Genomic DNA, 22,384 nt, shown 5'->3' on the forward strand with positions numbered 1-22,384 from the left:
CCCCGTGGCCGCCTAGCCTCAAGGGTATGAGCTCCGAGCAGATCCTCCGGTGGACCCCCGCGGGCTGGGCGCCCGACGCCGCGGACGCGACCCGGGGAGGAGCCGAGGAGACGCGGCCCGCCGGGCACCGGGTCCTCGCGGCCGACTCGTTCCTGGTGGACGACGGGCGGGTCCTGGCGCTCGACGTGCACCGGCAGCGGTTCCTCGCGGCGCTCCGGACGCAGGCGGCCGCGGTGCCGGATCCCGCCGCCTTCCTCGACGCCGCCGTCGCCGCGCTGCCGCGCGCGGGCGCCTGGTTCCCCCGCGTGGAGGCGCTGCGCGGCCCGGACGGCGACGTCGCGCGCCTGCTCGTGCGACCCGCCCCCGAGCGCACCGCGACGGTCGTGCTGCGCGACCACGACGGGCCGGATCCGCGCACCCTGCCGCGCCTCAAGGGCCCGGACCTGCACGCGCTCGGCGCCCTGCGGAGCCGCGCGGCCCGGCACGGCGCGGGCGAGGCCGTGATCATCGCCGACGACGGGACCATCGTCGAGGGCGCCTACAGCGCGATCCTGTGGTGGCACGGCGACGCGCTCGCGGTGGTCGAGGGCGACGTGCCGCGGATCGCGAGCGTCACCGAGCGCAGCATCCTCGCGCTCGCGACCGCCCTCGGGGTCGATGTGCTGCACGACCGCGTTCGTCCCGCCGACCTCGACGGCCGCGAGGTGTGGGCCGTGAGCGCGCTGCACGGCATCCGCCTGGTGCGCGGGTGGATCGACGGCCCGGCCGTCGCCGCCGAGCCCGGCCGCGTGACCGCCTGGCGCGCGCGGCTCGACGCGCTGCGGCGCGAGCTGCCGGCGGGCTGAGTCAGCCAGCGGAGGGGAGGGTGCCCGCTCCCCCGATCGCGCCGAGCTCCACCGTCCGGTCGACGAGGTCCGCCGGCACGTCCGTGTGCGTGAGCAGCAGCACCCCGCGGCCCCGGTCGCGCGCGGCCCGCAGCACGTCGCGGAGGACGGCCCGGGCGCGGTCGGCGTCGACGTCCGCCGTCGGCTCGTCGAGCACCAGGATCGGGAAGTCGGCGAGGAGGGCCCGGGCCAGCGCGATCCGCTGCGCCTGGCCGCCGGAGACGAGCCCGCCCCGGTCGCCCACGCGCGCGTCCAGGCCGCCGCGATCGGCGGTCCAGCCCGCGAGCCCCACGCGGTCGAGTGCTGCGAGGAGCTCGTCGTCGGTCGCCTCCTCGCGGGCGAAGAGCAGGTTCTGCCGGATGCTCGCGTCGAACAGGTGCGGCGACTGCTCGCACAGGCCCACGATCCGCCGCACCTCGGAGGGCCGCCGCGACCGGGCGTCGACGCCGTCCAGCTCGTAGCCGCCCGTCGACTCGAGGAAGCGCACGAGCGCGGCGGCGAGCGACGACTTGCCGGATCCGCTCGGGCCGCGCACGACGACCGTCTCCCCCGGCCGCACCGCGAGCGACACCGGTCGGAGGGCGTCGGCGTCCGCGCCCGGCCAGCGGGTGACGAGGTCGCGGATCACCAGGGTCGCGCTGCCGCGGGCAGCGGAGGGAGCGGGGCCCGCCTGCTCCGGCTCCTCCGCCCGCTCCAGCGGGATCTCGGCGGGCACGACCGCCGGCGCGGCGCCCGCGACCCGATCCGCGCTCGTGCGCACCCGCGTCCACGCCTGCACCGCGAGCGGCACGGCGGTCGCCGACTCGACGAGCGCCAGCGGCACGAGCGCGGCGAGGACGAGCCACGCCGGATCCAGCGCGCCGGACGCGAGGCCGGGCACGCCCTGCAGCACGGTCCAGCCCGCGACCGCGCCCGTCCCGACGAGGACGACGCCCGTCGTCGCGCCCGTGGCCGCCGCGCTCCGCAGCTCCTCGCGGCGGAGCCGACGCGCGACCCGCTCGAGGTCCGCGAGCCGCGCGTCCACCGCCTGGAACGCCGTGAGCACGTCGAGCCCGCCGACGAGGTCGAGCACCCGGTCCTGCACGGCGGCGCGCAGCGGGGCGATCCGCGTCTCCGCGCGCCCCGCGAGCGCCCGCATCGCGAGGACGCCGACGGCGAGCGCGACGGCGAGTACGAGGGCGAGCGCGATCCCGGCGGCCGGGAGCACGGCCGTCACCACGGCGACGCTCGCCGCCTGCACGAGCACCGACACGGCGAGCGGCTGCACGACGCGCAGCGGGAGGTCCTGGAGCCGGTCGACGTCGCCGACGAGCCGCGCGAGGAGGTCGCCGCGCCGGGTGCGCCGGAGCCCGGCCGGCGCGTGCGGCAGGAGCCGTTCGAACACCCCGACCCGCAGCGTCGCCAGGGCGCGGAACGCGGCGTCGTGGCTCGTGATCCGCTCCAGGTAGCGGAACGCGGCGCGCCCCAGCGCGAAGGCGCGGACGCCGACGATGGCCATGCCGAGGAAGAGGATGGGCGGCTGCTCCGACGCGCGCGTGATCAGCCAGGCCGAGGTCGCGAGGAGGGCGACCGCGCCCGCCGCGCTCGCGAGCCCCGCCAGCAGCCCGGGGAGCGCCCGGCGGAGAGGCGGCTGCGCGAGGCGGAGCACCTCGCCGCGGTTCACGGCGCCACCTGCGCGCGCCAGGCGGGCTCGGGCGTCGTGCGCGCGGGATCGGCGACGGCGCCGGCCCGGTCGTGCTCCGCGGGCCGCGCGCCGGGCGAGGGAGGCGCGGCGGCGGATCCCGGCGCCGCGAGCCGCAGCTCCTCGTCGGCGGCGTCCACGAGCGCCGGGCGGTGGGTCACGACGACGACGGCGCGGCCCTGGTCGGCGAGCGCGCGGATCCCCCGCGCCAGCCGCTCCTCCGCCGCCGCGTCGAGGGCGGAGCTCGGCTCGTCGAGGAGCACGAGCGGGCAGTCGAGGGCGAGCGCGCGGTGCACGGCGCGGGCGACGGCGACCCGCTGGGCCTGCCCGCCCGAGAGGCCCTGGCCGCCGACGCCGAGCACGAGGTCGGGGTCGATGCCGTCGGCGGCTGCGAGGGACAGGGCGCGCCGGACGAGCGCATCATCCGGATCCGGGACGCCCAGCGCGACGTTCTCCCGCACCGTGCCGGCCACGAGTCCCGGCCGCTGCCCGGCCCAGGCGATCTCCGCGGGTGCCGGCCGCCGGAGCGCGGTCGGGTCCCCGTCGCCATCCGCCCAGCCGATGCCGCCGTCCGCGGGCAGCTGCCCGAGCACCGCCGCGAGGAGCGACGACTTCCCGGCCCCGCTCGGGCCGGTCACCGCCGTCACGCAGCCTCGGCGGAAGCGCGCCGAGAGGCCGTCGACCACCGGCCGGTCGTCGTGCGCGACGACCAGGTCGCGGATCACGAGCTCGTCGTCCGGAGCCGCCTCGCCGGGCGCGGCGCCCGCGCCGTACCGTGCAGACCCCGGAGCGGGTGCGGCTGCCGCTCCGGCGGCGCGGGACGCCCGCCCCGCCCGCTCCGCGTCGAGGATGCCGAGCACGTCGTCCGCGGCCGCCACCCCCTCCGCGGCGGCGTGGAACTGCACGCCGACCTGGCGGATCGGCAGGAACGCCTCGGGCGCGAGCAGCAGCACGAACAGCCCCACCTCGAGGTCGAGCTGCCCGCCGATGAGCCGCACGCCCACCGACACCGCGACGAGCGCCACCGACAGGGAGGCGGCGAGCTCGAGCACGAAGCCGGAGAGGAACGAGATCCGGAGCACGCGCATGGTCTCGACGCGGTGCTCCTCGGTGACCCGCCGGATCCTCGCCGTCTGCCGCCGCGCCCGCCCGAACACCAGCAGGGTGGAGAGACCGTCGACCACGTCGAGGAATCCCGACGCCAGCTCGGTGAGCCGGACCCACTGACGCCGCTGCACCTCCCGCGTCGCCCAGCCGACCAGCACCATGAAGACGGGGATGACGGGCAGCGTCACGAGCACCGTGACGCCCGTGAGCGGGTCGGCGAGGAGCAGCACCGCGACGACGATCGGCGTGGCGAGCGCCGTGAGGATCAGCTGCGGCACGTAGCGCGCGAAGTACGGGTCGAGCGCGTCGAGGCCGGGGCCGATGACCGTGGCGACACGGGCTCGGCTGCGGCTCGCGGTCCACACCGGGCCGAGGTCGACGACGGCCCGGAGCGCGCGCCGCCGCAGTTCCGCGACGACCTGCGCGGCCCCACGCGCGCCGACCACGTCGAGCAGCCAGCCGGCGACGCCGCGGAGGACCGCCGAGACGACGACGAGCGCGAGCACGGGCGCGAGCTCCTCCGCGGTCCGCCCCGCGATCGCCCGCACGACCAGCTGCGTGAGCGACCAGCAGAAGCCCACGAGCGCCGCGGTCTGCACGATGCCCGCGAGGGCGCCGACGACGAGCATCGTGCGGGCGGCGGCGGACGCCCGCAGCAGCCGCGGATCCAGGGGCTTCACCGTGCGCCTAGTGGGCGGCCCGGCTGATCACGGCGCGCGTGATGCGCTTCCGGAACACCCAGTACGTCCACCCCTGGTACGCGAGGATCAGCGGCAGCGCGAACCCCGCGGCCCACGTCATGATCGTCAGCGTGTACGCCGACGACGACGCGTTCGCGATCGTCAGCCCGTACGCCGGGTCGTTCGACGCCGGCATGACGAACGGGTGCAGCGCCGCGAACAGGCTGGCGACCGCGAGCGCGATAGTGGCCGCGAGCAGACCGAAGGCCCAGCGCTCCCGGCCGCGCACGTTGGCGAGGTACGACGCGACGAGCGCGACGGCGGCGAGCACCGAGATCAGCCCGGAGAGGGCCGAGCCGTGGGCCAGCGTTGTCCAGACGAGGAAGGTCGCCGCGACGACGATGGTGACGGCCCCCACCCGCATCGACAGCGCCCGGGCACGCGCCCGGATCGGCCCGTCCGTCTTCAGCGCCGCGAACTGCAGCCCGTGCACGAGGAACAGCGACAGCGTCGTGAGCCCGCCGAGGAGCGCGTACGGGTTCAGCAGGTCGAGCGTGGATCCCGTGTAGTCGTGGCCCGCGTCCATCGGCACCCCGCGCACCACGTTCGCGAACACGACGCCCCAGAGGAACGCGGGCACGACCGAGCCGACCACGATCATCAGGTCGAAGGACCCGCGCCACCGGTCGGACGCCCCCTGGTGCCGGTACTCGAACGAGACGCCGCGGAGGATGAGCGTGATGAGGATCGCGAGCAGCAGCAGGTAGAAGCCGCTGAACATGGTGGCGTACCACTCGGGGAACGCCGCGAAGAGCGCGGCGCCCGCGACGATGAGCCACGTCTCGTTGAGGTCCCAGACCGGGCCGATCGCGTTGATGAGGACGCGCCGGTCGGTGTCGTCCTTCGCGAGGAACGGCAGGCTCATCCCCACGCCGAAGTCGAAGCCGTCGAGCACGAAGTAGCCGACGAAGAGGAAGGCGATGACGCCGAACCAGAGGGTGGGCAGGTCCATGTCAGTACACGCTCGCTTCCCGGACGACCTCGCCCGTCACGGGATCCGGCTCCCGCTCGGGCTCCGGCCCGTGCTGCGCCGCCTTCAGGATGAGGCGGAACTCCACCACCGCGAGCGACCCGTAGACGAGCGTGAACGCGACGAGCGAGATCAGCACCTGCAGCCCGGTGACGTTGGGCGAGACGGCGGAGGACGTCTGCAGCAGGCTGAACACGATCCACGGCTGGCGGCCCATCTCCGTGAAGATCCAGCCGACCGTCATCGCGAGCAGCGGGAGCGGGGCGGCCCAGATGGCGACCCGCCACATCCACGGCCTGGTGATGCGGCGCCCGCGGCGCGTGAACCAGAGGCCCGCGACGGCGACGCCGATGGCCGCCATGCCGAAGCCCATCATCCAGCGGAACGCCCAGTAGGTGACCCAGATGGTGGGCGTGTAGTCGCCGGGGCCGTAGCTCGCCACGTACTGCGCCTGCAGGTCGTTGATGCCCTGCACGGTGCCGTCGAGCGTGTGCGTGGAGAGGAACGAGAGCAGGTACGGGATGCGGATGGAGAACAGCTCGCTGGAGCCGTCCGGCGTGCCCCAGGTGAAGAGCGAGAACGACGCGGCCGCTCCCGATGAGGTGTCGTAGTGCGCCTCGGCGGCCGCCATCTTCATCGGCTGCGTCTGCACCATGGCGAGGCCGAGCTGGTCGCCCGACAGGATCGTGAGCGCGCCGGAGACGACCATGAACCACATGCCGAACCTCAGCGCCGGCATCATCGTGTCGAGGTGCTGGTTGCGCGAGAGGTGCCAGGCGGCGACCGAGATGATCACGGCGGCCGCGCACATGAAGGCGGCGAAGATCGTGTGCGGGAACGCGGCGAGCGCGACCTTGTTCGTGAGGAGCGCCCCGATGTCGGTGAGCTCCGCGCGGCCGCGGGCCTCGTCGATGCGGTAGCCCACCGGGTTCTGCATGAAGGCGTTGGCCGCGAGGATGAAGTAGGCCGACAGGATCGACGCCGCCGACACCACCCAGATGGACGCCAGGTGCAGCCCCTTCGGGAGCTTGTCCCAACCGAAGATCCAGACGCCGATGAACGACGCCTCGAGGAAGAACGCCAGCAGCCCCTCGAGCGCGAGCGGGGCGCCGAACACGTCGCCGACGAAGCGCGAGTACTCCGACCAGTTCATGCCGAACTGGAACTCCTGCACGATGCCGGTGACGGTGCCCATCGCGAAGTTGATGAGGAAGATCCGCCCGAAGAAGCGCGTGAGGCGCAGGTACTCCTGCTTGCCGGTGCGCACCCAGGCGGTCTGATACAGCGCGCAGACGACGGCCATGCCGATCGTGAGCGGCACGAAGAGGAAGTGGTAGACGGTCGTGAGGCCGAACTGCCAGCGGGAGAGGACGAGCGGGTCGAGGAGCTCGTTCACGAGCGGGTCCCGCTCCGGGCGGCGCCCGTGCGGCGCGGATCCCGCGGGACCGACGCGTGCGACGGACGGGCGGCCGGGAGCCGGCTCGCGTGCGGGTGGTCGGCGGGGGCGGGATGCGGTGTCATGGCGACCGGCTGCGCTTCCTGTGGAGGGCGGATCGTGCGGTTCGAGGCTCCATCGCGACGCCTCCATTCTACGACTTGTAGACGATCGGCGCGAGGGGCGCGGCATATCCCGGTCGGGCCGCGTTCGCCCGACGGCGGCGCGCGCGACACCCGGCGTTCATCCGGCCGGGCGAGCCTTCGAGGACGCATCCGGTCGGCGTCGACCCGGTGCGCCCGCGTCCACGCGCGGCCCGCCGGGTCGCGCCTCCGCCGGATCCGATCCGCAGCACCCGGCCCCGCACGACCCGAACCGCACGACGACCGAAGGGCCGCCATGAACTCCTCCGCCCCCGCACCCCGGGCCTCCGGCCTCGCGACGGGATCCGCCGCTGCGGCTCCCGCGACCGCGTCCGCCTACGTCGGCGTCCTCGTGGCCGACGGCGCCCGGCTCGCCGGGCGCGTCGCCGAGGCCGCCGAGCGCGTCGTGGCCGAGGCCCCCGAGCGGTACGACGCACGCACCGCGTCGGTGCAGGACGTGCTCGTCGTGGCCCTCGCCCTGGTGGCCGGCGGGCTCGACGTCCGCGACGCCGCCCAGCACGCGGTCGCCGGGGATCCCGCACCCGTCATCCAGGCGCTGCACTCGCTCGCGGGGCGCGGCGGCGTCGAGCCGTACCTCCTCCGCAACGGCCTCGAGGTGCACCACTTCCACGCGCTGCGGGACGCCGTCGTCGCCGTCGGCGCGCGCGAGCTGGACGAGTCGCAGGACTGATCCGCGCCGCGCCCCTCCTACTGGGGCCAGCCCGGTGTGTCCGCATAAATGAGGACCGGCTAGAGTCGTCTACGAGCAGACGGCCCTTACCCCCCCCTGGGGCCGATGCTCGCAACCCGACGAGCGCGTCCGTCCATCCCCCCCCGGGCGGACCGCTCCCGGACCACGACGGCCTCCTCTCCCCCGAAGGAACCCGGGCCGTCGGAGAGAGGCCCGGCACCGTGCGGCGTTCCCGCGCCCCGTGCCGGGCCTCTCGACCGTCCGCCGCCTCAGGCGCGGGGCGCGTCCTCGAGCGGGAGGTGCAGGATCGCGAGGTCGAGCGACCGCCCGAACTTGACGCCGATTCCGGGCAGGAGCCCCACCCGACGGAAGCCGAGCCGCTCGTGCAGCCGGATGGATCCCGCGTTGCCGGCCTCGATGTCCGCGAACATCGCGCGCTTCCCGGCCGCCTTCGCGTGCGCGATGAGCCCCTCCACGAGCGCCCGGCCGATGCCCTGCCCCTGGAAGCCCTCGCGCACGTAGACGGAGTCCTCTACGGAGAAGCGGTAGCCGGACTTCTCCCGCCACTGCCCGTAGGTGCCGTACCCCGCGACGCGCCCGTCGACGTCGGCGATGAGGATCGGGTCGCCCGCCGCCGTGGTCTCCTCGTACCAGCGCTCGCGCTCGGCGCGGTCCACGGGCTCGTCCATCCAGAGGGCCGTGCCGTGCAGGATGGCGTCGTTGCGGATGTCCAGCAGGTCGTCGATGTCGCGGGGCTCGGCGGGGCGGATCAGCATCCCACCAGGGTATCGGCGCGGTCGTCGCCGGCCCACGAGTGCGGCAGGATCGATGCATGCACTGCACCATCGCGCCCGTCCCCGGGGACGACGAGGACGCGACCCTCCTCCGGCCGGCCCCGCACGCCGTGCGGTCCTCCGCGCCCGAGGGCTCGGCGGCGATCCCCCGCTCCGGCGCCTCCGCCGGATCCGCGCGCTCGCGCTGCTCCGGGCTGACGCTCGCGTGAGGCGCCCCCTGCGGTCGATCCGGCTCCTCGCGCTCTCCTCGCATCCGGGTCCGACGGCCACCGTCACCGTGCTCGCGGCCGGCCTCGCCGCGGCCCTCGGGTTCGCGCCCGGGCGCGTCGCCGCCGTCGCGGTGGCCGTGCTCCTCGGGCAGCTGTCGATCGGGCTGTCCAACGACTGGATCGACGCGGGCCGCGACCGCCGTGTCGGCCGCACCGACAAGCCGGTCGCGCGCGGCGAGGTGACCGTGGCCGAGGTGCGCGCCGCCGCGCTCGGCACGGCGGCCGCCTGCCTCGCGGTGTCCGCGCTGCTGGGGCCGGCCTTCCTCGTCGCGCACGTGGTGCTGGTCGGCGCGGGCTGGGCCTACAACGCGGGGCTCAAGCGCACGGCGGCGAGCGTCGTGCCGTTCGTCGTGGCCTTCGGGATCCTGCCGACCGTGGTGGCGCTCGGTGGCCCGGATCCGCTGCCCGCCGCCGCCTGGGCCGTCGCCACGGGCGCGGTGCTCGGCGTCTCCATCCACTTCACCAACGTGCTCCCCGACCTGGAGGACGACGCGCGGACGGGCGTGCGCGGCCTGCCGCACCGGCTGGGCCGCGTGCCGTCGGGCCTGGTCGCCTTCGGGGCGCTCGCCCTCGGCGCGGTGGTCGCGTCGGTCGGGCCCGTGCTCGCCGATCCCGCGCACGCCGTGACGCCGCTCGCCGTCGCGGGCCTGGTCGCGATGCTGGCGATCGCGGCGTGGGGCGCGGTGCTGGTCGTCACGCGACCACCGGGTCGGCTCCTGTTCCGGCTGATCATGGCGGCGTCGCTGCTGCTCGTGGCGCTCGTCGCGGCGAACGCCACGCAGCTCACCTGATCCGCGCGCCCGCGTCCCTGCCCATGGCGTAGACGGACGCGAGCCCGGCGGCGGCGGGCGACGCGAGGACCGCGCGGAGCCCGGCGTCGCGCACGACCCGCGTGAGGCCGCGGACCGGCCGGCCGAGCGCGGTGTTGATCTCCGACTGCACCGCGGCGCGTCGGGCGCTCGACATGCGGTCGCGCTCCCAGCGGGCGATGCGGTGCGCGTCCGGCACGCCGTCGCGGGAGCGGACGGCGTCGACCAGGATCGGCGCGAGGGCGTCCGCGTCGAGCCAGCCGAGGTTCATGCCCTGGCCGCCGATGGGGCTGATCTCGTGGGCCGCGTCGCCGATGAGCAGCGCGCGGCCGGCGGACATGCGACGCGCCAGACGCCGCCGTACGCCGAACCCGCTCACGGGATCGAGGTCCGCGGCGCGCACGACGTGGCCGGTGCGCGCGCGCACCGCCGCGGCGACGATCTCGGCCGGATCGCCGTCCCCCTCCCCGGCGCGCACGCCGACGACGAAGCGGCGCATGCCGCCGGGCAGCGGGAACGACTCGACGACGCCGTCCGGGTGCAGCGTGATCACGGCGTCGTCGCCGCCGTCCGTGGTGTCGGGGGCGTCGCCCATGAGGAAGCGGTCGGGCAGCGGGCGTTCGTCCACGCCGATGCCGAGGAGGTCGCGGACCCGGCCGCGCGTGCCGTCGGCGCCGATCACGAGGCGCGCCGTCGCCTCGACGAGCCGGCCGTCCGCGTCCTGGCCCGTCGCGCGGACGCCGCCGCCGGGCGCCTCGACCGGATCCGCGTCGAGCCCCGTGAGCGTCACGCCGCGTCGGAGCGCGTCCGGGGCGAGCGCGGCGAGGCGGCGGGCGAGGATCGCCTCGGTGCGCCACTGCGGCAACGCCGCCACGTACGGGTGCGTGGCGGACGCGCCGGCGAAGGACACCCGGCCGATCGCGCGGCCGCGCGCCATCGCGATGCCGTTCCGCACGAGCACCGCCTCGGCGACCATCTCGTCGGCCACGCCGAGGCGGTCGAACGCGTCGAGGGAGGGCGCGTGGATGCCGATGGCCCGGGACAGCCGCGCGGGCTCGGGCCGCGCCTCCCAGACGCGCACGTCGAGGCCAGCCTGCGCCAGGAGCGCCGCGAGGTGGATCCCCACGGGCCCGCCGCCCACGACCAGCGCGTCGCGCGGGCTCACCGCGTCGCGCCCCGCGCCGAGGGGTCGCGCACCAGGAGCAGCCGGCAGGGCACGGCCCCCTCGACGCGCCAGCCGTCCGGCACGCGCAGCGCGAGCTCCACGGGCGTCCAGCTGCGGCGGATCGAACGCAGCCCGTCGACGTGCACGAACGAGCCCCGCGCCACCAGCCGGGACAGCGGACCGTAGACCGCGTACGCGAGCCGGCTCCGCGCGATGTCGCCGTGCATCGCGCGCGGGGCGAGCGCCGCGGAGTCCGCGAGCAGCGCGTCGAGGGCGGCGTCGTCGAGATGGTGCAGCACGTGGTTGCTCGTCACCAGGTCGAAGCGGCGGCCCTCGCCGACGAGGTCGGCGCTCGACGCCCGGAGGAACGTCAGGTCGGGATCCGCCGGCAGGTCGCGCGTGAACTCGGCCGCGCGGGGATCGGGGTCGATGCCCGTCACGCGCAGCCGCAGCCCGTCCCGGCGCGCCCACCGGACGAGGGCGACGGGCACGTCCCCGCCGCCCGAGCCGATGTCGAGGAGCGTCGTCTCCCGCGCCGGGGACAGCAGCGGGCGGATCCGGGACCGGTACACCCCGCGCCACCCCGCCACGACGCGGTTGACGAGCGCGAAGCGGGCGTACGTGCGGTCGAGCGCCGCGGGGTCGCAGTCGGGGTCGTCCATCAGCTCGGTGAGGCCGACGTCGCGACGGGACAGGTCCATCAGGCGATGCGGCGGGTCATCAGCGACGTCTCGACCGTGAGCCCCGGTCCGAACGCCATGGCGCACACGCGACCGGCACCCGCGCCCGGGACGGCGACGGGTGCGGCCAGCTCGCTGCCGTCCACGCCCGGGACGTACGCGGGCGGGGTGCCGTGCAGGATCCGCCGGAGCACGAACAGCACGGTGGCGCTCGACATGTTGCCGACCTCCGCGAGCGTCGACCGCGACGCCTGGAGCTGGCGGGGCGCGAGCGCCAGCCGGTCCTCCACGCGGTCGAGGATGCTGCGCCCGCCCGGGTGGATCGCCCAGTCCTCGATGTCCGCGGGCGCGACGCCCCGGAGCGCGGGCACCTGCGCCCACAGCGGCTCGAGCGCGCCCGTGATGTGCTCGTCGATGATCTTCGGCACGTAGCTGGAGAGCACCATGTCGAAGCCCTGGTCGCCGATGGTCCACGCCATGTCGTCCTCGCCGACGGGCGTGAGGACGGTCTCGAACGCGTCGAGGTCGAGCACGGTGGATCCGGCGGGTGCGGGCCGCGCGGTGACGACGGCGGCCGCGGCGCCGTCGCCGAACACGGAGGACGCGACGATCGTGTCGGCGTCGTCCGAGGAGTGCAGGTGCAGCGAGCACAGCTCGACGCACACGACGAGGACGACCGCGTCCGGGTCGGCGGCGCAGAACTGCGACGCCATCCGGAGCGCCGGGAACGCGCCGTAGCAGCCCATGAACCCGAGGTGGAAGCGCTGGGTGGACGCGCCGAGGCCGAGGCCGCGGACGACGGCGTAGTCGGGTCCGGGCGCGTAGAAGCCGGTGCAGGAGACGGTGACGACGTGCGTCACGTCGGCGGCCTCGACCCCGGCCGCCTGCTCGAGGGCCTGCCGCGCGGCGCCGAGCAGCAGCGCGGGGGCCTCGCGGATGTACGTGTCGTTGCGGGCGCCGGTGCCGGGCGTGAGGATGCGGCCGGTCCCGCGGTCGTAGAACACGGGCTCCTCCGCGTGCGGCGCGGCCGGAGCATCGGCACCCGCCATGCCGGGCGCGGTGCCGAGCTCGTCGATGACCGTGTGGCGCGTGCGGATGCCGGACGCCCCGAACGCCGCCGAGACGAGCCGCGTCCCGAGGCGGCTGAGCTCGGGCTGGCTCCCGAACAGGTCGCGCACCCCCTCCTGCGCGAGGACGGTCGGCGGGACCTCCGTCGCGATGGAGCGGATCGACGCGGTCAGCGTCGGCCGCCGGAGACGACGGAGGCGCCCACCGCGATGACGACGGCCACGGCGCCCGCGCCGATCGAGGCGGCGAGGGCGGGGTCCTTCCGGGTGAAGGCGCGCGTGCGGGCCGTCAGGTCGTCGGTCGTGCTGCGGACGCGCGCGACGACGTCGTCGCGGATGCCGCGCACGCGGCCGGACGCCTCGGCCTTCAGGTCCGACGCCCGGGCCGGCACGTCGAGCGCGGTCTCGAGCTCGCGGACGGTGCGGGCGAGCTCGTCGCGGCCGGAGCGGATGTCGCGCTTCAGCTCCTCGGGGCTGCGCTTGGGCGCGGGCGGGATGTCGGCCCCCTGCCCGTGCGGGGCCGACTCGGCGACGACCTTGTGCTTGCGCACCTCGCGGGCCACGGTCGTCACGGCACCGAGCACGCTCACCTCGCCGGTCGGGGACTTCTTCTTCTTCGCCATGCGCGGGCTCCTGCCGTCGGGAAAGGACATCGGTGGGTCCATTGTGCTCCGCCGCGTGCACGGCGGAGCGCGATGCGACGAGGGGCCGGCGCTCGTGCGTCGGCCCCTCGTCGCGGGACGGGCCTCTCGGCCCGGTCGGCTCCTCCTAGAAGAGGGCCTTCTCCTTCAGCCAGTCGGAGGCGATGGCGGCGGGCTCCGCCTTCTCGTCCCCCTGGTTGCGGCGGTTCATCTTCGTGAGGTCCTCGGTGGTCAACGCGGCCGAGACCTTGTCGAGGATCGAGGTGATGTCGGGGTTCATCTTCGCGGTCTTCACGAGCGGCACGACGTTCTGCGCCTTGATGAGGTTCTCGGGGTCCTTCAGCGTGACGAAGCCGTTGTCGAGGATCGACGGCGTGGTCGTGTAGATGTTCGCCATGTCGACCTGGCCGTCGAGGAGCGCCTTGACGGTGTTGGGGCCGCCCTGGTCCTCGATGGTGACGAGGCTGGCATCGGCGCCGTAGACGCTCGTGAGCCCGGGGATCCCGTACTCGCGCTCGCCCAGCACCGCGCCGCCGCCCACGCGGACCGTCTTGCCCTTGAGGTCGGACAGGCTCGTGACGCCGTTGGCCGCGGAGTACTCCTTGGTGACGTTGTAGGAGTCCTTGTCCTCGGCGGGCGACTCGTCGAGCACCTCGAAGCCGTCGGGGAGGGCGGCGCCGAGGGCGGAGTAGACGTCGTCGCTGGAGGCGGCCGTCGAATCGGTGTCGTACGCCGCGAGCAGGTTGCCCGTGTACTCGGGGATGAGGTCGATGGACCCCTCCTCGAGCGCCTTGAGGTAGACCTCGCGCTCGCCGATCTGCAGGTTGCGCGTGACCTTCACGTCGTTGGCCTCGAGGGCCTGCGCGTAGACCTCCGCGAGGATGACGTTCTCGCCGAATGCGGCGGATCCCACGGAGATGGTGTCGCCGGGCGCCGCGGAGCCCTGGCCGCCCGAGGTGTCGAGGGGGTCGCCGGACGCGCAGCCGGCGAGGGCCATCGCGGTGCCCAGCGCGACGGTGCCGACGAGGAGCCGGCGGGTGATGCTGTGGGACATGTGCTGTGTTCCTTTCAGGAGGTGGTGCTGACCGCGTGCCTCGACGAGGCGTGCGGTGAGTCGGGGGTGCGTCCCGCGGCGGCGACGACGCCGCGGGGGATGACGAGTCGCTGCACGACGGCGAACACGCCGTCGACGACGAGCGCGAGGGCCGTGACGAGGATCGATGACGCCAGGAGGAGCGGGAAGTCCCGCGTGGTGAGGCCGGTGAAGATGTCGCGCCCGAGGCCGCCGAGGCCGAGGAAGGCGCCCAGGGTGACGGTGCTCACCACCTGCAGGGTCGCCGCGCGGAACCCGCTGATGATGAGCGGCAGGGCCAGGGGGATCTCGACCCGACCGAGGATCTGCCGTTCCGTCATCCCCACCGCGCGGGCGGCGTCGATGGCGGGCCGGTCGACGGCCTGGATCCCGGCGTACACGCCCGCGAGGAGCGGGGGGATGCCGAGGACGGAGAAGGTGAGGATCGGCCCGGTGAGCCCGATGCCGAACAGGAGGCCGAGGAGCACCAGCACGCCCAGCGTGGGCAGCGCGCGCAGCCCCCCGGAGAAGGCGACGGCGACGTTGCGTCCACGACCCGAGTGCCCGATGTAGAGCCCGGCGGGCACGGCCACGAGCGCCGCCAGGCCCATGGCGAGGCCGGTGTAGGAGAGGTGCTCGAGGAGGCGCGTGCCGTATCCGGTGCCCCCGCCCCACCTGGAGCCGTCGAGGAGGAGGCCGAACGCCTCGGCGAAGAGGTTCACGAGGCGCTCGCATCCGTGACGAGGGCGGCGCGGCGGGCGGAGCGCGACCGCGCGCGGAGGGAGGGCGTGCTGGCCCACGGCATGAGGAGCCGACCGGCGATGACCAGCAGGAGGTCGAAGACGAGGGAGATGAGGAGGATGCCGACGATCCCGGTGAGGATCTCCGTGTAGAACTGCCGCCGGTACCCCGAGAGGATCATCGTCCCGAGGCTCTGGATGCCGGACAGCGACCCGACCGTCACCATGCTGACCGTGCTCACCGAGACGACCCGGAGGCCGGCGAGCAGGACGGGCCCGGCCAGGGGCAGCTCCACGCGCCAGAAGCGCCCCCATCCGGCGTAGCCCATCGCGGTGGCGGACTGCGTGACGTCCTCGGGGACGGACGCCAGGGCGTCCGCGGTGATCCGGATCATGAGCGCGACGGCGTACACGCTGAGGGCGACCACGACGTTGAGCGGGTCGATGATGGTCGTGCCGATGATCGCCGGGATGGACAGCAGCAGGGCGATGGACGGGATCGTGTACAGCGCGCCCCCGACCGCGAGCAGCGAGCCGCGCGCCCGTCGGTAGCGGTTCGCCAGCCAGCCGAGCGGCAGCGAGATCACGAGTCCCAGGATGATGGGCGTCGCCGACAGCGCCACGTGCGCGACGGCCAGGTCGAGCACCGTCTGGATGTTCGCGAGGACCCAGTTCACGCGGGTCCCGCACCCTGCGCCGGAGCACCGGGGGCGTGCGCGGCCCCCGCCTCGGTCGTGGCGCGCCCGGACGTGGCGCGCTCCGATGCGGCGGCGGTCCGGGCGGCGCGGTCCTCGCCGTCGAGCACGCCGACGAGCCGGCCGTCGCGGTCGACGAGCACGCGGCCGGTGCCGGTGTCCTCGAGGTGGAGCGCGCGCTTGCCCTTGTCGGCGCCCACGAAGTCGCGGACGAAGTCGTTCGCCGGGGCCGAGAGGATCTCCTGCGGCGTGCCCTGCTGGGCGATGCGGCCGCCCTTCTCGAGGATCACGACCTGGTCCCCGAGGAGGAAGGCCTCGTCGATGTCGTGCGTGACGAAGACGACGGTCTTGTCGAGCTGCGTCCGGAGGCGGATCAGCTCCTGCTGCAGGTCGTCGCGCACGAGCGGGTCGACGGCGCCGAACGGCTCGTCCATGAGCAGGATGTTCGGGTCGACCGCGAGCCCGCGGGCCACGCCCACGCGCTGCTGCTGACCGCCGGAGAGCTGGGACGGGTAGCGGTCGGCCATCGAGCGGTCGAGGCCGACGGTGTCCATGAGCCGGAGCGCGTCCTCGCGCGCCTTCCGCTTGTCGACGCCCGTGAGGCGGGGCACGGTCGCGATGTTGTCGACGACCCTGCGGTGCGGCAGGAGGCCCGAGTTCTGCATCACGTAGCCGATGCTGCGGCGGAGCTTGACGGCGTCCTGGGTCGCGATGTCGGTGCCGTCGATCTCGATGCGGCCGCTCGTGGGATCGACCATGCGGTTGATCATGCGCATGAGTGTCGTCTTGCCGCAGCCCGAGGACCCGACGAGGACCGTCGTGGTCCGCGAGGGGACGACGAGGCTGAAGTCCTCGATCGCGAGCGTGCCGTCCGGGTACTGCTTGCGGACGTGGTGGAACTCGATCATGGGTGGCTCATTCCTCGTAGGCACTACGAATCGACACTTGCCAGGCACACCAGCGAACCACGCCCGCCGCGGTTCGGCCGCACCGGCGGCTCCCCTGACGCCACTTCGTAACAAATGGACGCTCGCCGGACAGCCCACCGGACGCGGGCCGGGGACCCGGGCATCCGGGGCGTCGGCCAGGATGGAGGGCATGACGCGCATCCTCGCCCGGGCCCTGTCCGCCGACGACCTGGTCGCCCTGCTCGACGTCGACCACGCGGGCGACGCCGTGCCCGCACCCTCCTGGCGCATCCAGCCGGGCCAGCGCGTCGCCGTCCTGGTGGACACGCTCCCCCGCCGCGCCGAGGGCGACACGGAGGACCAGGTGCCCGTCCGCCGGCTCGAGTCCGCGCGCTGGGGCCTCGTCCCGGCCGGATCCCCGGGGCCGGACCAGGTCCCGCCGCTCGCCGAGGTCCCCGCCGAGTCCCTCGCCTCCCGGCCCGAGCTCCTGCCGGCGCTCGTCTCCCGGCGCGCGGCCGTCCCCGTCTCCGGCTACTACGAGCACCACGAGACCGACGACGGGCTCCGCACGCCCTACCTCGTCGGCGCGGGTGACGGCGTCGTGCTGCTCGCGGCGCTGTACGAGTGGTGGCGGGATCCGTCGCGCGCCACCGACGACCCGGCCCGCTGGGTGCTGAGCTGCGCCGTCCTCACCCGGCCCGCGGCCGGCACGGTCGAGGCGCTGGCCGAGCGGATGCCCGTCGTGCTGTCGCCGGACGTCGTCGAGGAGTGGCTCGACCCCACGGCGGAGGGCTCGCCCGACCTGCTACGCGCGGTGGCCGCGCAGGCCGAGGACGTCATCGAGGAGCTCGCGATGGACGAGGTCGGCCCCGGCGTCGACCAGGGCGCGCCGGACACCGCGGCGCTCGCCCGCCCGGTGTGATGGGCGTCCCGCTCCGCCCGGGTCTGCTTGACTGAGCGCGTGGCCCCCTCCTCGAAGAAGAAGAAGCACGCGACCCGCACGCTCCTCGAGTCCCCCGCCGCCGCACCCGTCCTGCACCGGGCGGCGCGCATGGAGGACCGCATCCACGAGATCCGCGAGGGCCGCGCCCGCAAGCGGGGCCTCCAGCCGACCGTCATCCCGTACGCGGGCTACGGATCCGTCCGGTGGGTGCGCGTGCTCTGCCGCGTCCTCCTCACCGACCCGAAGAGCAAGCGCGCGCTGGCCGGCGACAAGGTCGTCCGCGGCTGGCGGAGCTTCACCAGCGTGCCGCTCACCGACGTCGACGTGGTCGTCGAGATCGACGGCACCGAGCACCACGTGCGGGCCGACCGAGGCGGCGTCGTCGACACGGTCGTCGAGGCGGCGCTGCCGAGCGGGTGGCACACCATCCGCATCCGCTCCGAGGGGTCGGAGACCGTCGAGGCCCCGGTGTTCATCGTGGGCGACGACGTGCGCACCGGGATCCTCAGCGACGTCGACGACACCGTCATGGTCACCGCGCTCCCCCGGCCCTTCCTCGCCGCGTGGAACACGTTCGTGCTCGACGAGCACGCGCGGACCCCCACGCCCGGAATGGCCGTGCTCTACGAGCGCCTGCGCGTGCGGCATGCGGGCTCGCCCGTGCTGTACCTCTCGACCGGCGCCTGGAACGTGGCGCCGACGCTCACCCGCTTCCTGTCGCGGAACCTGTACCCGCCGGGCCCGATCCTCCTCACCGACTGGGGTCCCACGGTCGACCGCTGGTTCCGCAGCGGCATGGAGCACAAGCGGCTGAACCTCCAGCGGCTCGCCGAGGAGTTCCCGCGCGTCAAGTGGATCCTCGCGGGCGACGACGGCCAGCACGACGAGCTGCTCTACGGCGAGTTCGCGGAGCGGAACCCCGACAACGTGAAGGTCGTGCTCATCCGCCAGCTCAGCGCCGGCGAGGCCGTGCTGGCGGGCGGCCGCGCCAAGGCCGAGGAGCGGGCGCTCGACAGCAGCGTCCCGTGGGTCTACGCCCCGGACGGCGCGAGCCTCCTCGCCCAGCTCGACGACCTCGGCCTCGCCGACGACTCCGGCACCCGCATCGGCACCTAGTCCCCGCACCACGACGAGGGCCCCGCAGGAGATCTCCTGCGGGGCCCTCGCGTGTGCGGGTGGATCAGACGGCGTCGGTGAGCGCCTGGAACTCGTCGTCGGTGAGCTCGATGGCCGCCGCGGCGATGTTGTCCTCGACGTGCCCGACCGACTTGGTGCCGGGGATCGGCAGCATCACGGGCGAGCGGCGCAGGAGCCAGGCGAGCGCGAGCTGCGACGGGCTCGCGTCGTGCTGCTTCGCGAGGGCGTCGAGCGGGCCGCCGTCCTTCGCGAGCTCGCCGGTCGCCAGCGGGAACCACGGGATGAACGCGAGGCCCTCGGCCTCGGCGTACTCGAGCAGCGGCTCGGCGTCGCGCTTGGCGAGGTTGAAGAGGTTCTGCACGGAGACGATCTCGGCGATCTCCCGCGCCGCCTTCACATCGTCGACGGAGACCTCGGACAGGCCGATGTGGCGGATCTTGCCCTCGGACTGCAGCTCCTTGAGCACGCCGATCTGGTCCTCCAGCGGCACGGCCGGGTCGATGCGGTGCAGCTGGTACAGGTCGATGCGCTCGAGGCCGAGGTGGCGGAGGCTCAGCTCGGCCTGCTGGCGCAGGTACTCGGGGCGGCCGACAGGGCGCCAGTCGCCGGGGCCGGGGCGCGTGAGCCCGCCCTTGGTCGCGACGACGACGTCATCGGCGTACGGGTGGAGCGCCTCCTTGAGGAGCTCCTCGGCGACGAACGGGCCGTAGGAGTCGGCGGTGTCGAAGAACGTGACGCCGAGCTCGGCGGCGCGGCGGATGACGCGGACGGCCTCGGCCGGGTCCGCGGGGGCGCCCCAGACGCCCTCGCCGGTCAGCTGCATGGTGCCGTAGCCGAGACGGACGACGGGCAGGTCGCCGCCGATGGTGAACGTGCCGGATGCGCCGGCTGCGGTGGTGGTGTCGGTCATGTGGACCCTCCTCGGGTGTCGATGACGAGGGAGGCGTCTGCCGCCCTCGGGACCCTGGTGCCAACGCACGGGTCGCCGGATCCATGCCCGATGCGCGTGACGAGCACGAGACCCTCAGGCTCCGGTGGAGGGTGAGGCGGATCCGCCCGCTCCCCTCGTGGATGTCGGCGCGCGTTCCTACACTCGGACCAGACGTTCGAACACCCGTTCGAACGCACGAGGCGCGGCCGGCGCGACGACGGGAGGAGCGGCATGATGCGGATCGACGAGGACGTGGAGGTCGAGCTCTCGGGAGACGGCTCGCCGCTGCGGTTCACCTGGCGGGGCGTCGTGTACGGCGTCGTCAGCTCGCCCGAGCGGTGGATCGCGCGGGTCGACTGGTGGCAGCGCACGGGCCGCGCGCCCCGCGGCGCGAGCGGGCACCTGCTCGAGCTCCGGATGTGGCGCGTCGAGGCCGTGCCGCTCACCACGGGAGCGCGCCGGGTCGACGGGTCCTTCGACCTGAGCGTCGACGGGCGCGGCAGGTGGTCGCTCGTCACGGCGTCGGACGAGGAGCTCGACACGCGCCTGTTCGCCTGAGCGCGGCTGTGGGTGACGCGGGGAATAGCCGACGGCGTCCCGGCCTTGGACCCCTCGGCGCCGCGCACGGCGCCGGCACGCGGTCACCCGGATCGCGGCGCACGGAGGGACCCGGCATGGCGGCACTCGAGTGGCTGTTCGACGCGCAGCTCCGCATCGGCGACCAGGTCGTGCTCTGGCGCGAGATCGTCGGCAACCTGTTCGGCCTGGCCAGCGCGCTCGGCGGCATGCGCCGCAAGGTCTGGGCGTGGCCCGTCGGCATCGTCGGCAACGTGCTGCTCTTCACCGTCTTCCTCGGCGCCGTCTTCGGCACGCCGAACCCCGTGAACCTCCTCGGCCAGGCCGGGCGCCAGATCATGTTCATCGCCGTGTCCGTCTACGGCTGGCACCGCTGGCAGCAGGCCCGCCACGGCGGCGCACCCGTCGTGCCGCGCTGGGCGTCCGGCCGCCAGCGCGCGCTGCTCGTGGTCGCGCTCGTCGGCGGCACCGCGCTCCTCACGCCGCTGTTCCGCGCGCTCGGCTCCTACGAGCCCGTGTGGGCCGACGCCTGGATCTTCGTCGGCTCGCTCCTCGCCACCTACGGCATGGCGAAGGGCTGGGTCGAGTTCTGGCTCATCTGGGTGGCGGTCGACCTCGTCGGCGTGCCGCTGCTCGTGGGCGCCGGCTACTACGCGTCCGCGTTCATGTACGTCTTCTACGGCGCCTTCACCCTCACGGGCTTCTTCGTGTGGATGCGCGCCCGCGGCACCGCGGCGCCCGCGGTCGAGACGGCGTTCCCGGATCCGCGCGTCGTCGAGGCGCCCGCCGAGCGCTAGGTCGAGGTCGGCCCGGTCGGCGATCCCCCGGTCGGCGATCCCCCGGTCGGCGATCCCCCGGTCGGCGAGCCCGCGGTCAGCGACCCTGGCCGTTGGAGCAGGTGCTCTGCGCCGCCGTCTGCCCGGTGATGCTCGGGTCGAGCACCTCCGAGGTCGGGGTGGGCGGCGTCGTCGGCGACGCGCCCTCGGCGGGCGGCGCGCCTTCGGCAGGCGGCGCGGCCTCGGCGGGCGGCGCGGCCTCGGCGGGCGGCGTCGGGGTCCCCGCGCCCGGCACGCTGCTGCCCGGCACGCTGCTGCCCGGCACGCTGCCGGCATCGTCGCTCGGAGCCGGCTGGCCGAGCGAGAAGTCCGCGTCGGAGGCGAGCAGGCTCACGAGCTGCGCGGCCGCCGCCTCGTCCGGCTGCACGCGGCCGTTGGCGAGGACCGCGCCCGGGTACTGGAGGAACACGACGTCGTCGAGCGGGATGTCCTTGAAGGTCAGCGCCACAGACACGAGGGTGTCGAGGTCGGCGAGCGACGTCGACAGCTGCATGTTGTCGACCACGGCGCGCGCGATGCCGTAGAGCTTCGCCGGGTTCGTGAGCGTGTCCGCGCTCTTGATCGTGCGGACGAGCGCGCTGAGGAAGACCTGCTGGTTGCCGATGCGCGAGATGTCGCTGCCGTCGCCCACGCCGTAGCGCGTGCGGAGGAACTGCACCGCGTCCTTGCCCTGGAGGGTGTGCGGGCCCGGATCGAGCGCGAGGTCGGTCTTCCTGTCGTAGATCCCGTTGGCCACGCAGACCTCGACGCCGCCGACCGCGTTGGACATCTCCACCACGCCGTTGAACTGCACGACCCCGCCGTACGGGATGTCGAGTCCCGTGAGGCCCTCGACCATGCGCACGGTGCACTCGAAGCCGCCGCGCGTCAGCGACTCGTTGAGCTGGGCGCGCGCGCTGGCCGGGTACTTCGTGCCGTCCGGTCCCTCGCAGGCGGGGATGGGGACGAGCATGTCGCGGGGGAAGGAGATGACCGTCGCGCGGCTGCTGTCCTCGCTGATGTGCAGGAGCATCGTCACGTCGTTGAGCGAGGCCGTGCCCACGTCCTTCGCGGCGCCGTAGCCGTCGCCCTGGCCGGCGCGGCTGTCGCTGCCGACGATGAGGATGTTCGCGCCGCCGTCGATGCCGCCGAGGGACGGCGGGAGGGCCTGGCCGCCGGAGATGTCGACCTGGTTCGCGGAGACGGTGCGGGAGAGGTCCCAGGCGGCGATGCCCACGACCGAGACCGTGCTCACGAGGGCGACCACCGCCGTCACCGCCACGCCCTTCATCACCGTGCGACCGGCGCTCGGGGCGCGGAGCCGACCGTGGCGGGCGATGCCGCGGACGCGGGCCCGATCGGCGCGGGTGCTCTGGGGGGCGTGCTGCATGGATGGATCTCTCGTCGCCGGGTGGGGAGCGCCGGGCTCGGGCACCCGGATCATCCACAGGCTAGCCGAGCCCGGTGGAGAGTCCCATCGGCACGCGGGCC

23 protein-coding genes are annotated in these 22,384 nt (G+C 74.6%); 8 read left to right on the top strand and 15 right to left on the bottom strand.

All coding sequences use genetic code 11. The features are described from left to right. The first annotated feature begins 26 nt into the window (after positions 1-26). Positions 27-845 (top strand): aminotransferase class IV, encoded by an 819-nt coding sequence (locus AWH51_RS01055; RefSeq protein ID WP_063070288.1) that lies wholly within the window; start codon positions 27-29, stop codon positions 843-845. A 1-nt stretch (position 846) separates the two neighbouring features. Here the strand turns inward: AWH51_RS01055 and cydC are convergent, their stop codons facing one another. Genes cydC through AWH51_RS01075 form a run of 4 tightly spaced genes read right to left on the bottom strand, consistent with a single transcriptional unit; the run spans position 847 to position 6,778 of the window. Then, the gene (gene cydC, locus AWH51_RS01060) at positions 847-2,547 is read right to left on the bottom strand and encodes a thiol reductant ABC exporter subunit CydC (protein WP_063070289.1); all 1,701 of its coding nucleotides are present in this window, start codon (positions 2,545-2,547) and stop codon (positions 847-849) included. After that, a complete protein-coding gene (gene cydD, locus AWH51_RS01065; protein WP_063070290.1) occupies positions 2,544-4,352 on the bottom strand; it encodes a thiol reductant ABC exporter subunit CydD in 1,809 nt (602 codons plus the stop codon). Before cydD ends, cydC begins: the two co-directional genes overlap by 4 nt. A gap of 7 nt (positions 4,353-4,359) precedes the next feature. Continuing rightward, on the bottom strand, positions 4,360-5,364 hold the full coding sequence (cydB, locus tag AWH51_RS01070) for a cytochrome d ubiquinol oxidase subunit II (protein WP_063070291.1): 1,005 nt from the start codon (positions 5,362-5,364) through the stop codon (positions 4,360-4,362). A gap of 1 nt (position 5,365) precedes the next feature. Next, positions 5,366-6,778, bottom strand: coding sequence for a cytochrome ubiquinol oxidase subunit I (locus tag AWH51_RS01075; protein ID WP_063070292.1), 1,413 nt, complete (start codon positions 6,776-6,778; stop codon positions 5,366-5,368). A gap of 438 nt (positions 6,779-7,216) precedes the next feature. Between AWH51_RS01075 and AWH51_RS01080 the strand changes: the two genes are divergently transcribed. Further along, positions 7,217-7,651, top strand: a complete 435-nt coding sequence (locus tag AWH51_RS01080) for a hypothetical protein (RefSeq protein WP_063070293.1) — start codon at positions 7,217-7,219, stop codon at positions 7,649-7,651. Between the two features lie 269 nt (positions 7,652-7,920). Here the strand turns inward: AWH51_RS01080 and AWH51_RS01085 are convergent, their stop codons facing one another. Then, a complete protein-coding gene (locus tag AWH51_RS01085) occupies positions 7,921-8,427 on the bottom strand; it encodes a GNAT family N-acetyltransferase (RefSeq protein ID WP_063070294.1) in 507 nt (168 codons plus the stop codon). A 56-nt stretch (positions 8,428-8,483) separates the two neighbouring features. Here AWH51_RS01085 and AWH51_RS16130 point away from each other — a divergent pair, with 56 nt between their 5' ends. Beyond that, positions 8,484-8,654: a hypothetical protein gene (locus AWH51_RS16130; protein WP_175345442.1), complete on the top strand. Its 171-nt coding sequence runs from the start codon at positions 8,484-8,486 to the stop codon at positions 8,652-8,654. Continuing rightward, positions 8,651-9,505 (top strand): UbiA family prenyltransferase, encoded by an 855-nt coding sequence (locus AWH51_RS01090; protein ID WP_254654421.1) that lies wholly within the window; start codon positions 8,651-8,653, stop codon positions 9,503-9,505. The genes AWH51_RS16130 and AWH51_RS01090 overlap by 4 nt, the downstream gene beginning before the upstream one ends. On the opposite strand, the gene AWH51_RS01095 is transcribed toward AWH51_RS01090, so the two are convergent. The 8 genes from AWH51_RS01095 to AWH51_RS01130 all read right to left on the bottom strand — a co-directional run bounded on the left by AWH51_RS01095 (position 9,498) and on the right by AWH51_RS01130 (position 16,491). Beyond that, positions 9,498-10,688 carry an FAD-dependent oxidoreductase gene (locus AWH51_RS01095; RefSeq protein WP_063070295.1) on the bottom strand — a complete coding sequence of 397 codons (1,191 nt, stop codon included), beginning with the start codon at positions 10,686-10,688 and terminating at the stop codon, positions 9,498-9,500. The genes AWH51_RS01090 and AWH51_RS01095 overlap by 8 nt on opposite strands. Next, complete coding sequence (locus AWH51_RS01100; protein WP_063070296.1) at positions 10,685-11,389, bottom strand: class I SAM-dependent methyltransferase; 705 nt, start codon at positions 11,387-11,389, stop codon at positions 10,685-10,687. Before AWH51_RS01100 ends, AWH51_RS01095 begins: the two co-directional genes overlap by 4 nt. After that, entirely contained in the window at positions 11,389-12,609 is a 1,221-nt protein-coding gene (locus AWH51_RS01105; protein WP_063070322.1) for a type III polyketide synthase, read from the bottom strand. Before AWH51_RS01105 ends, AWH51_RS01100 begins: the two co-directional genes overlap by 1 nt. Then, entirely contained in the window at positions 12,606-13,058 is a 453-nt protein-coding gene (locus tag AWH51_RS01110; RefSeq protein WP_254654423.1) for a DUF3618 domain-containing protein, read from the bottom strand. The genes AWH51_RS01105 and AWH51_RS01110 overlap by 4 nt, the downstream gene beginning before the upstream one ends. 145 nt (positions 13,059-13,203) lie before the next feature. Then, positions 13,204-14,130: an ABC transporter substrate-binding protein gene (locus AWH51_RS01115; protein WP_063070298.1), complete on the bottom strand. Its 927-nt coding sequence runs from the start codon at positions 14,128-14,130 to the stop codon at positions 13,204-13,206. 14 nt (positions 14,131-14,144) lie between these two features. Then, the gene (locus AWH51_RS01120) at positions 14,145-14,870 is read right to left on the bottom strand and encodes an ABC transporter permease (protein WP_063070299.1); all 726 of its coding nucleotides are present in this window, start codon (positions 14,868-14,870) and stop codon (positions 14,145-14,147) included. Beyond that, complete coding sequence (locus tag AWH51_RS01125; RefSeq protein WP_063070300.1) at positions 14,867-15,565, bottom strand: ABC transporter permease; 699 nt, start codon at positions 15,563-15,565, stop codon at positions 14,867-14,869. The genes AWH51_RS01120 and AWH51_RS01125 overlap by 4 nt, the downstream gene beginning before the upstream one ends. Further along, on the bottom strand, positions 15,562-16,491 hold the full coding sequence (locus tag AWH51_RS01130; RefSeq protein ID WP_063070301.1) for an ABC transporter ATP-binding protein: 930 nt from the start codon (positions 16,489-16,491) through the stop codon (positions 15,562-15,564). Before AWH51_RS01130 ends, AWH51_RS01125 begins: the two co-directional genes overlap by 4 nt. A gap of 190 nt (positions 16,492-16,681) precedes the next feature. On the opposite strand from AWH51_RS01130, the gene AWH51_RS01135 reads away from it, so the two are divergent. Both AWH51_RS01135 and AWH51_RS01140 read left to right on the top strand, forming a co-directional pair. Continuing rightward, entirely contained in the window at positions 16,682-17,413 is a 732-nt protein-coding gene (locus AWH51_RS01135; protein WP_063070302.1) for an SOS response-associated peptidase, read from the top strand. 39 nt (positions 17,414-17,452) lie between these two features. After that, a complete protein-coding gene (locus tag AWH51_RS01140; RefSeq protein WP_063070303.1) occupies positions 17,453-18,550 on the top strand; it encodes an App1 family protein in 1,098 nt (365 codons plus the stop codon). A 64-nt stretch (positions 18,551-18,614) separates the two neighbouring features. Here the strand turns inward: AWH51_RS01140 and AWH51_RS01145 are convergent, their stop codons facing one another. Continuing rightward, complete coding sequence (locus AWH51_RS01145) at positions 18,615-19,481, bottom strand: aldo/keto reductase (protein ID WP_063070304.1); 867 nt, start codon at positions 19,479-19,481, stop codon at positions 18,615-18,617. A 252-nt stretch (positions 19,482-19,733) separates the two neighbouring features. Here AWH51_RS01145 and AWH51_RS01150 point away from each other — a divergent pair, with 252 nt between their 5' ends. Then, entirely contained in the window at positions 19,734-20,060 is a 327-nt protein-coding gene (locus tag AWH51_RS01150) for a DUF6504 family protein (protein WP_237583510.1), read from the top strand. 116 nt (positions 20,061-20,176) lie between these two features. Continuing rightward, on the top strand, positions 20,177-20,875 hold the full coding sequence (pnuC, locus tag AWH51_RS01155; protein ID WP_063070305.1) for a nicotinamide riboside transporter PnuC: 699 nt from the start codon (positions 20,177-20,179) through the stop codon (positions 20,873-20,875). Positions 20,876-20,951: 76 nt separating this feature from the next. Here pnuC and AWH51_RS01160 read toward each other — a convergent pair whose 3' ends face one another. Beyond that, positions 20,952-22,283: an LCP family protein gene (locus AWH51_RS01160; RefSeq protein WP_063070306.1), complete on the bottom strand. Its 1,332-nt coding sequence runs from the start codon at positions 22,281-22,283 to the stop codon at positions 20,952-20,954. Positions 22,284-22,384 lie beyond the last annotated feature (101 nt).

It is taken from the genome of Clavibacter tessellarius, from assembly GCF_001618005.1.
GTDB lineage: Bacteria > Actinomycetota > Actinomycetes > Actinomycetales > Microbacteriaceae > Clavibacter > Clavibacter tessellarius_A.

What these genes read in the sequence shown, in the direction of transcription:
- AWH51_RS01055 (WP_063070288.1), top strand. Translation starts at nt 27, where the DNA reads ATGAGCTCCGAGCAGATCCTCCGGTGGACCCCCGCGGGCTGGGCGCCC.
- cydB (WP_063070291.1), bottom strand. Translation starts at nt 5,364, where the DNA reads ATGGACCTGCCCACCCTCTGGTTCGGCGTCATCGCCTTCCTCTTCGTC.
- AWH51_RS01080 (WP_063070293.1), top strand. Translation starts at nt 7,217, where the DNA reads ATGAACTCCTCCGCCCCCGCACCCCGGGCCTCCGGCCTCGCGACGGGA.
- AWH51_RS01085 (WP_063070294.1), bottom strand. Translation starts at nt 8,427, where the DNA reads ATGCTGATCCGCCCCGCCGAGCCCCGCGACATCGACGACCTGCTGGAC.
- AWH51_RS16130 (WP_175345442.1), top strand. Translation starts at nt 8,484, where the DNA reads ATGCACTGCACCATCGCGCCCGTCCCCGGGGACGACGAGGACGCGACC.
- AWH51_RS01100 (WP_063070296.1), bottom strand. Translation starts at nt 11,389, where the DNA reads ATGGACCTGTCCCGTCGCGACGTCGGCCTCACCGAGCTGATGGACGAC.
- AWH51_RS01110 (WP_254654423.1), bottom strand. Translation starts at nt 13,058, where the DNA reads ATGGCGAAGAAGAAGAAGTCCCCGACCGGCGAGGTGAGCGTGCTCGGT.
- AWH51_RS01115 (WP_063070298.1), bottom strand. Translation starts at nt 14,130, where the DNA reads ATGTCCCACAGCATCACCCGCCGGCTCCTCGTCGGCACCGTCGCGCTG.
- AWH51_RS01130 (WP_063070301.1), bottom strand. Translation starts at nt 16,491, where the DNA reads ATGATCGAGTTCCACCACGTCCGCAAGCAGTACCCGGACGGCACGCTC.
- AWH51_RS01135 (WP_063070302.1), top strand. Translation starts at nt 16,682, where the DNA reads ATGACGCGCATCCTCGCCCGGGCCCTGTCCGCCGACGACCTGGTCGCC.
- AWH51_RS01145 (WP_063070304.1), bottom strand. Translation starts at nt 19,481, where the DNA reads ATGACCGACACCACCACCGCAGCCGGCGCATCCGGCACGTTCACCATC.
- AWH51_RS01150 (WP_237583510.1), top strand. Translation starts at nt 19,734, where the DNA reads ATGATGCGGATCGACGAGGACGTGGAGGTCGAGCTCTCGGGAGACGGC.
- pnuC (WP_063070305.1), top strand. Translation starts at nt 20,177, where the DNA reads ATGGCGGCACTCGAGTGGCTGTTCGACGCGCAGCTCCGCATCGGCGAC.
- AWH51_RS01160 (WP_063070306.1), bottom strand. Translation starts at nt 22,283, where the DNA reads ATGCAGCACGCCCCCCAGAGCACCCGCGCCGATCGGGCCCGCGTCCGC.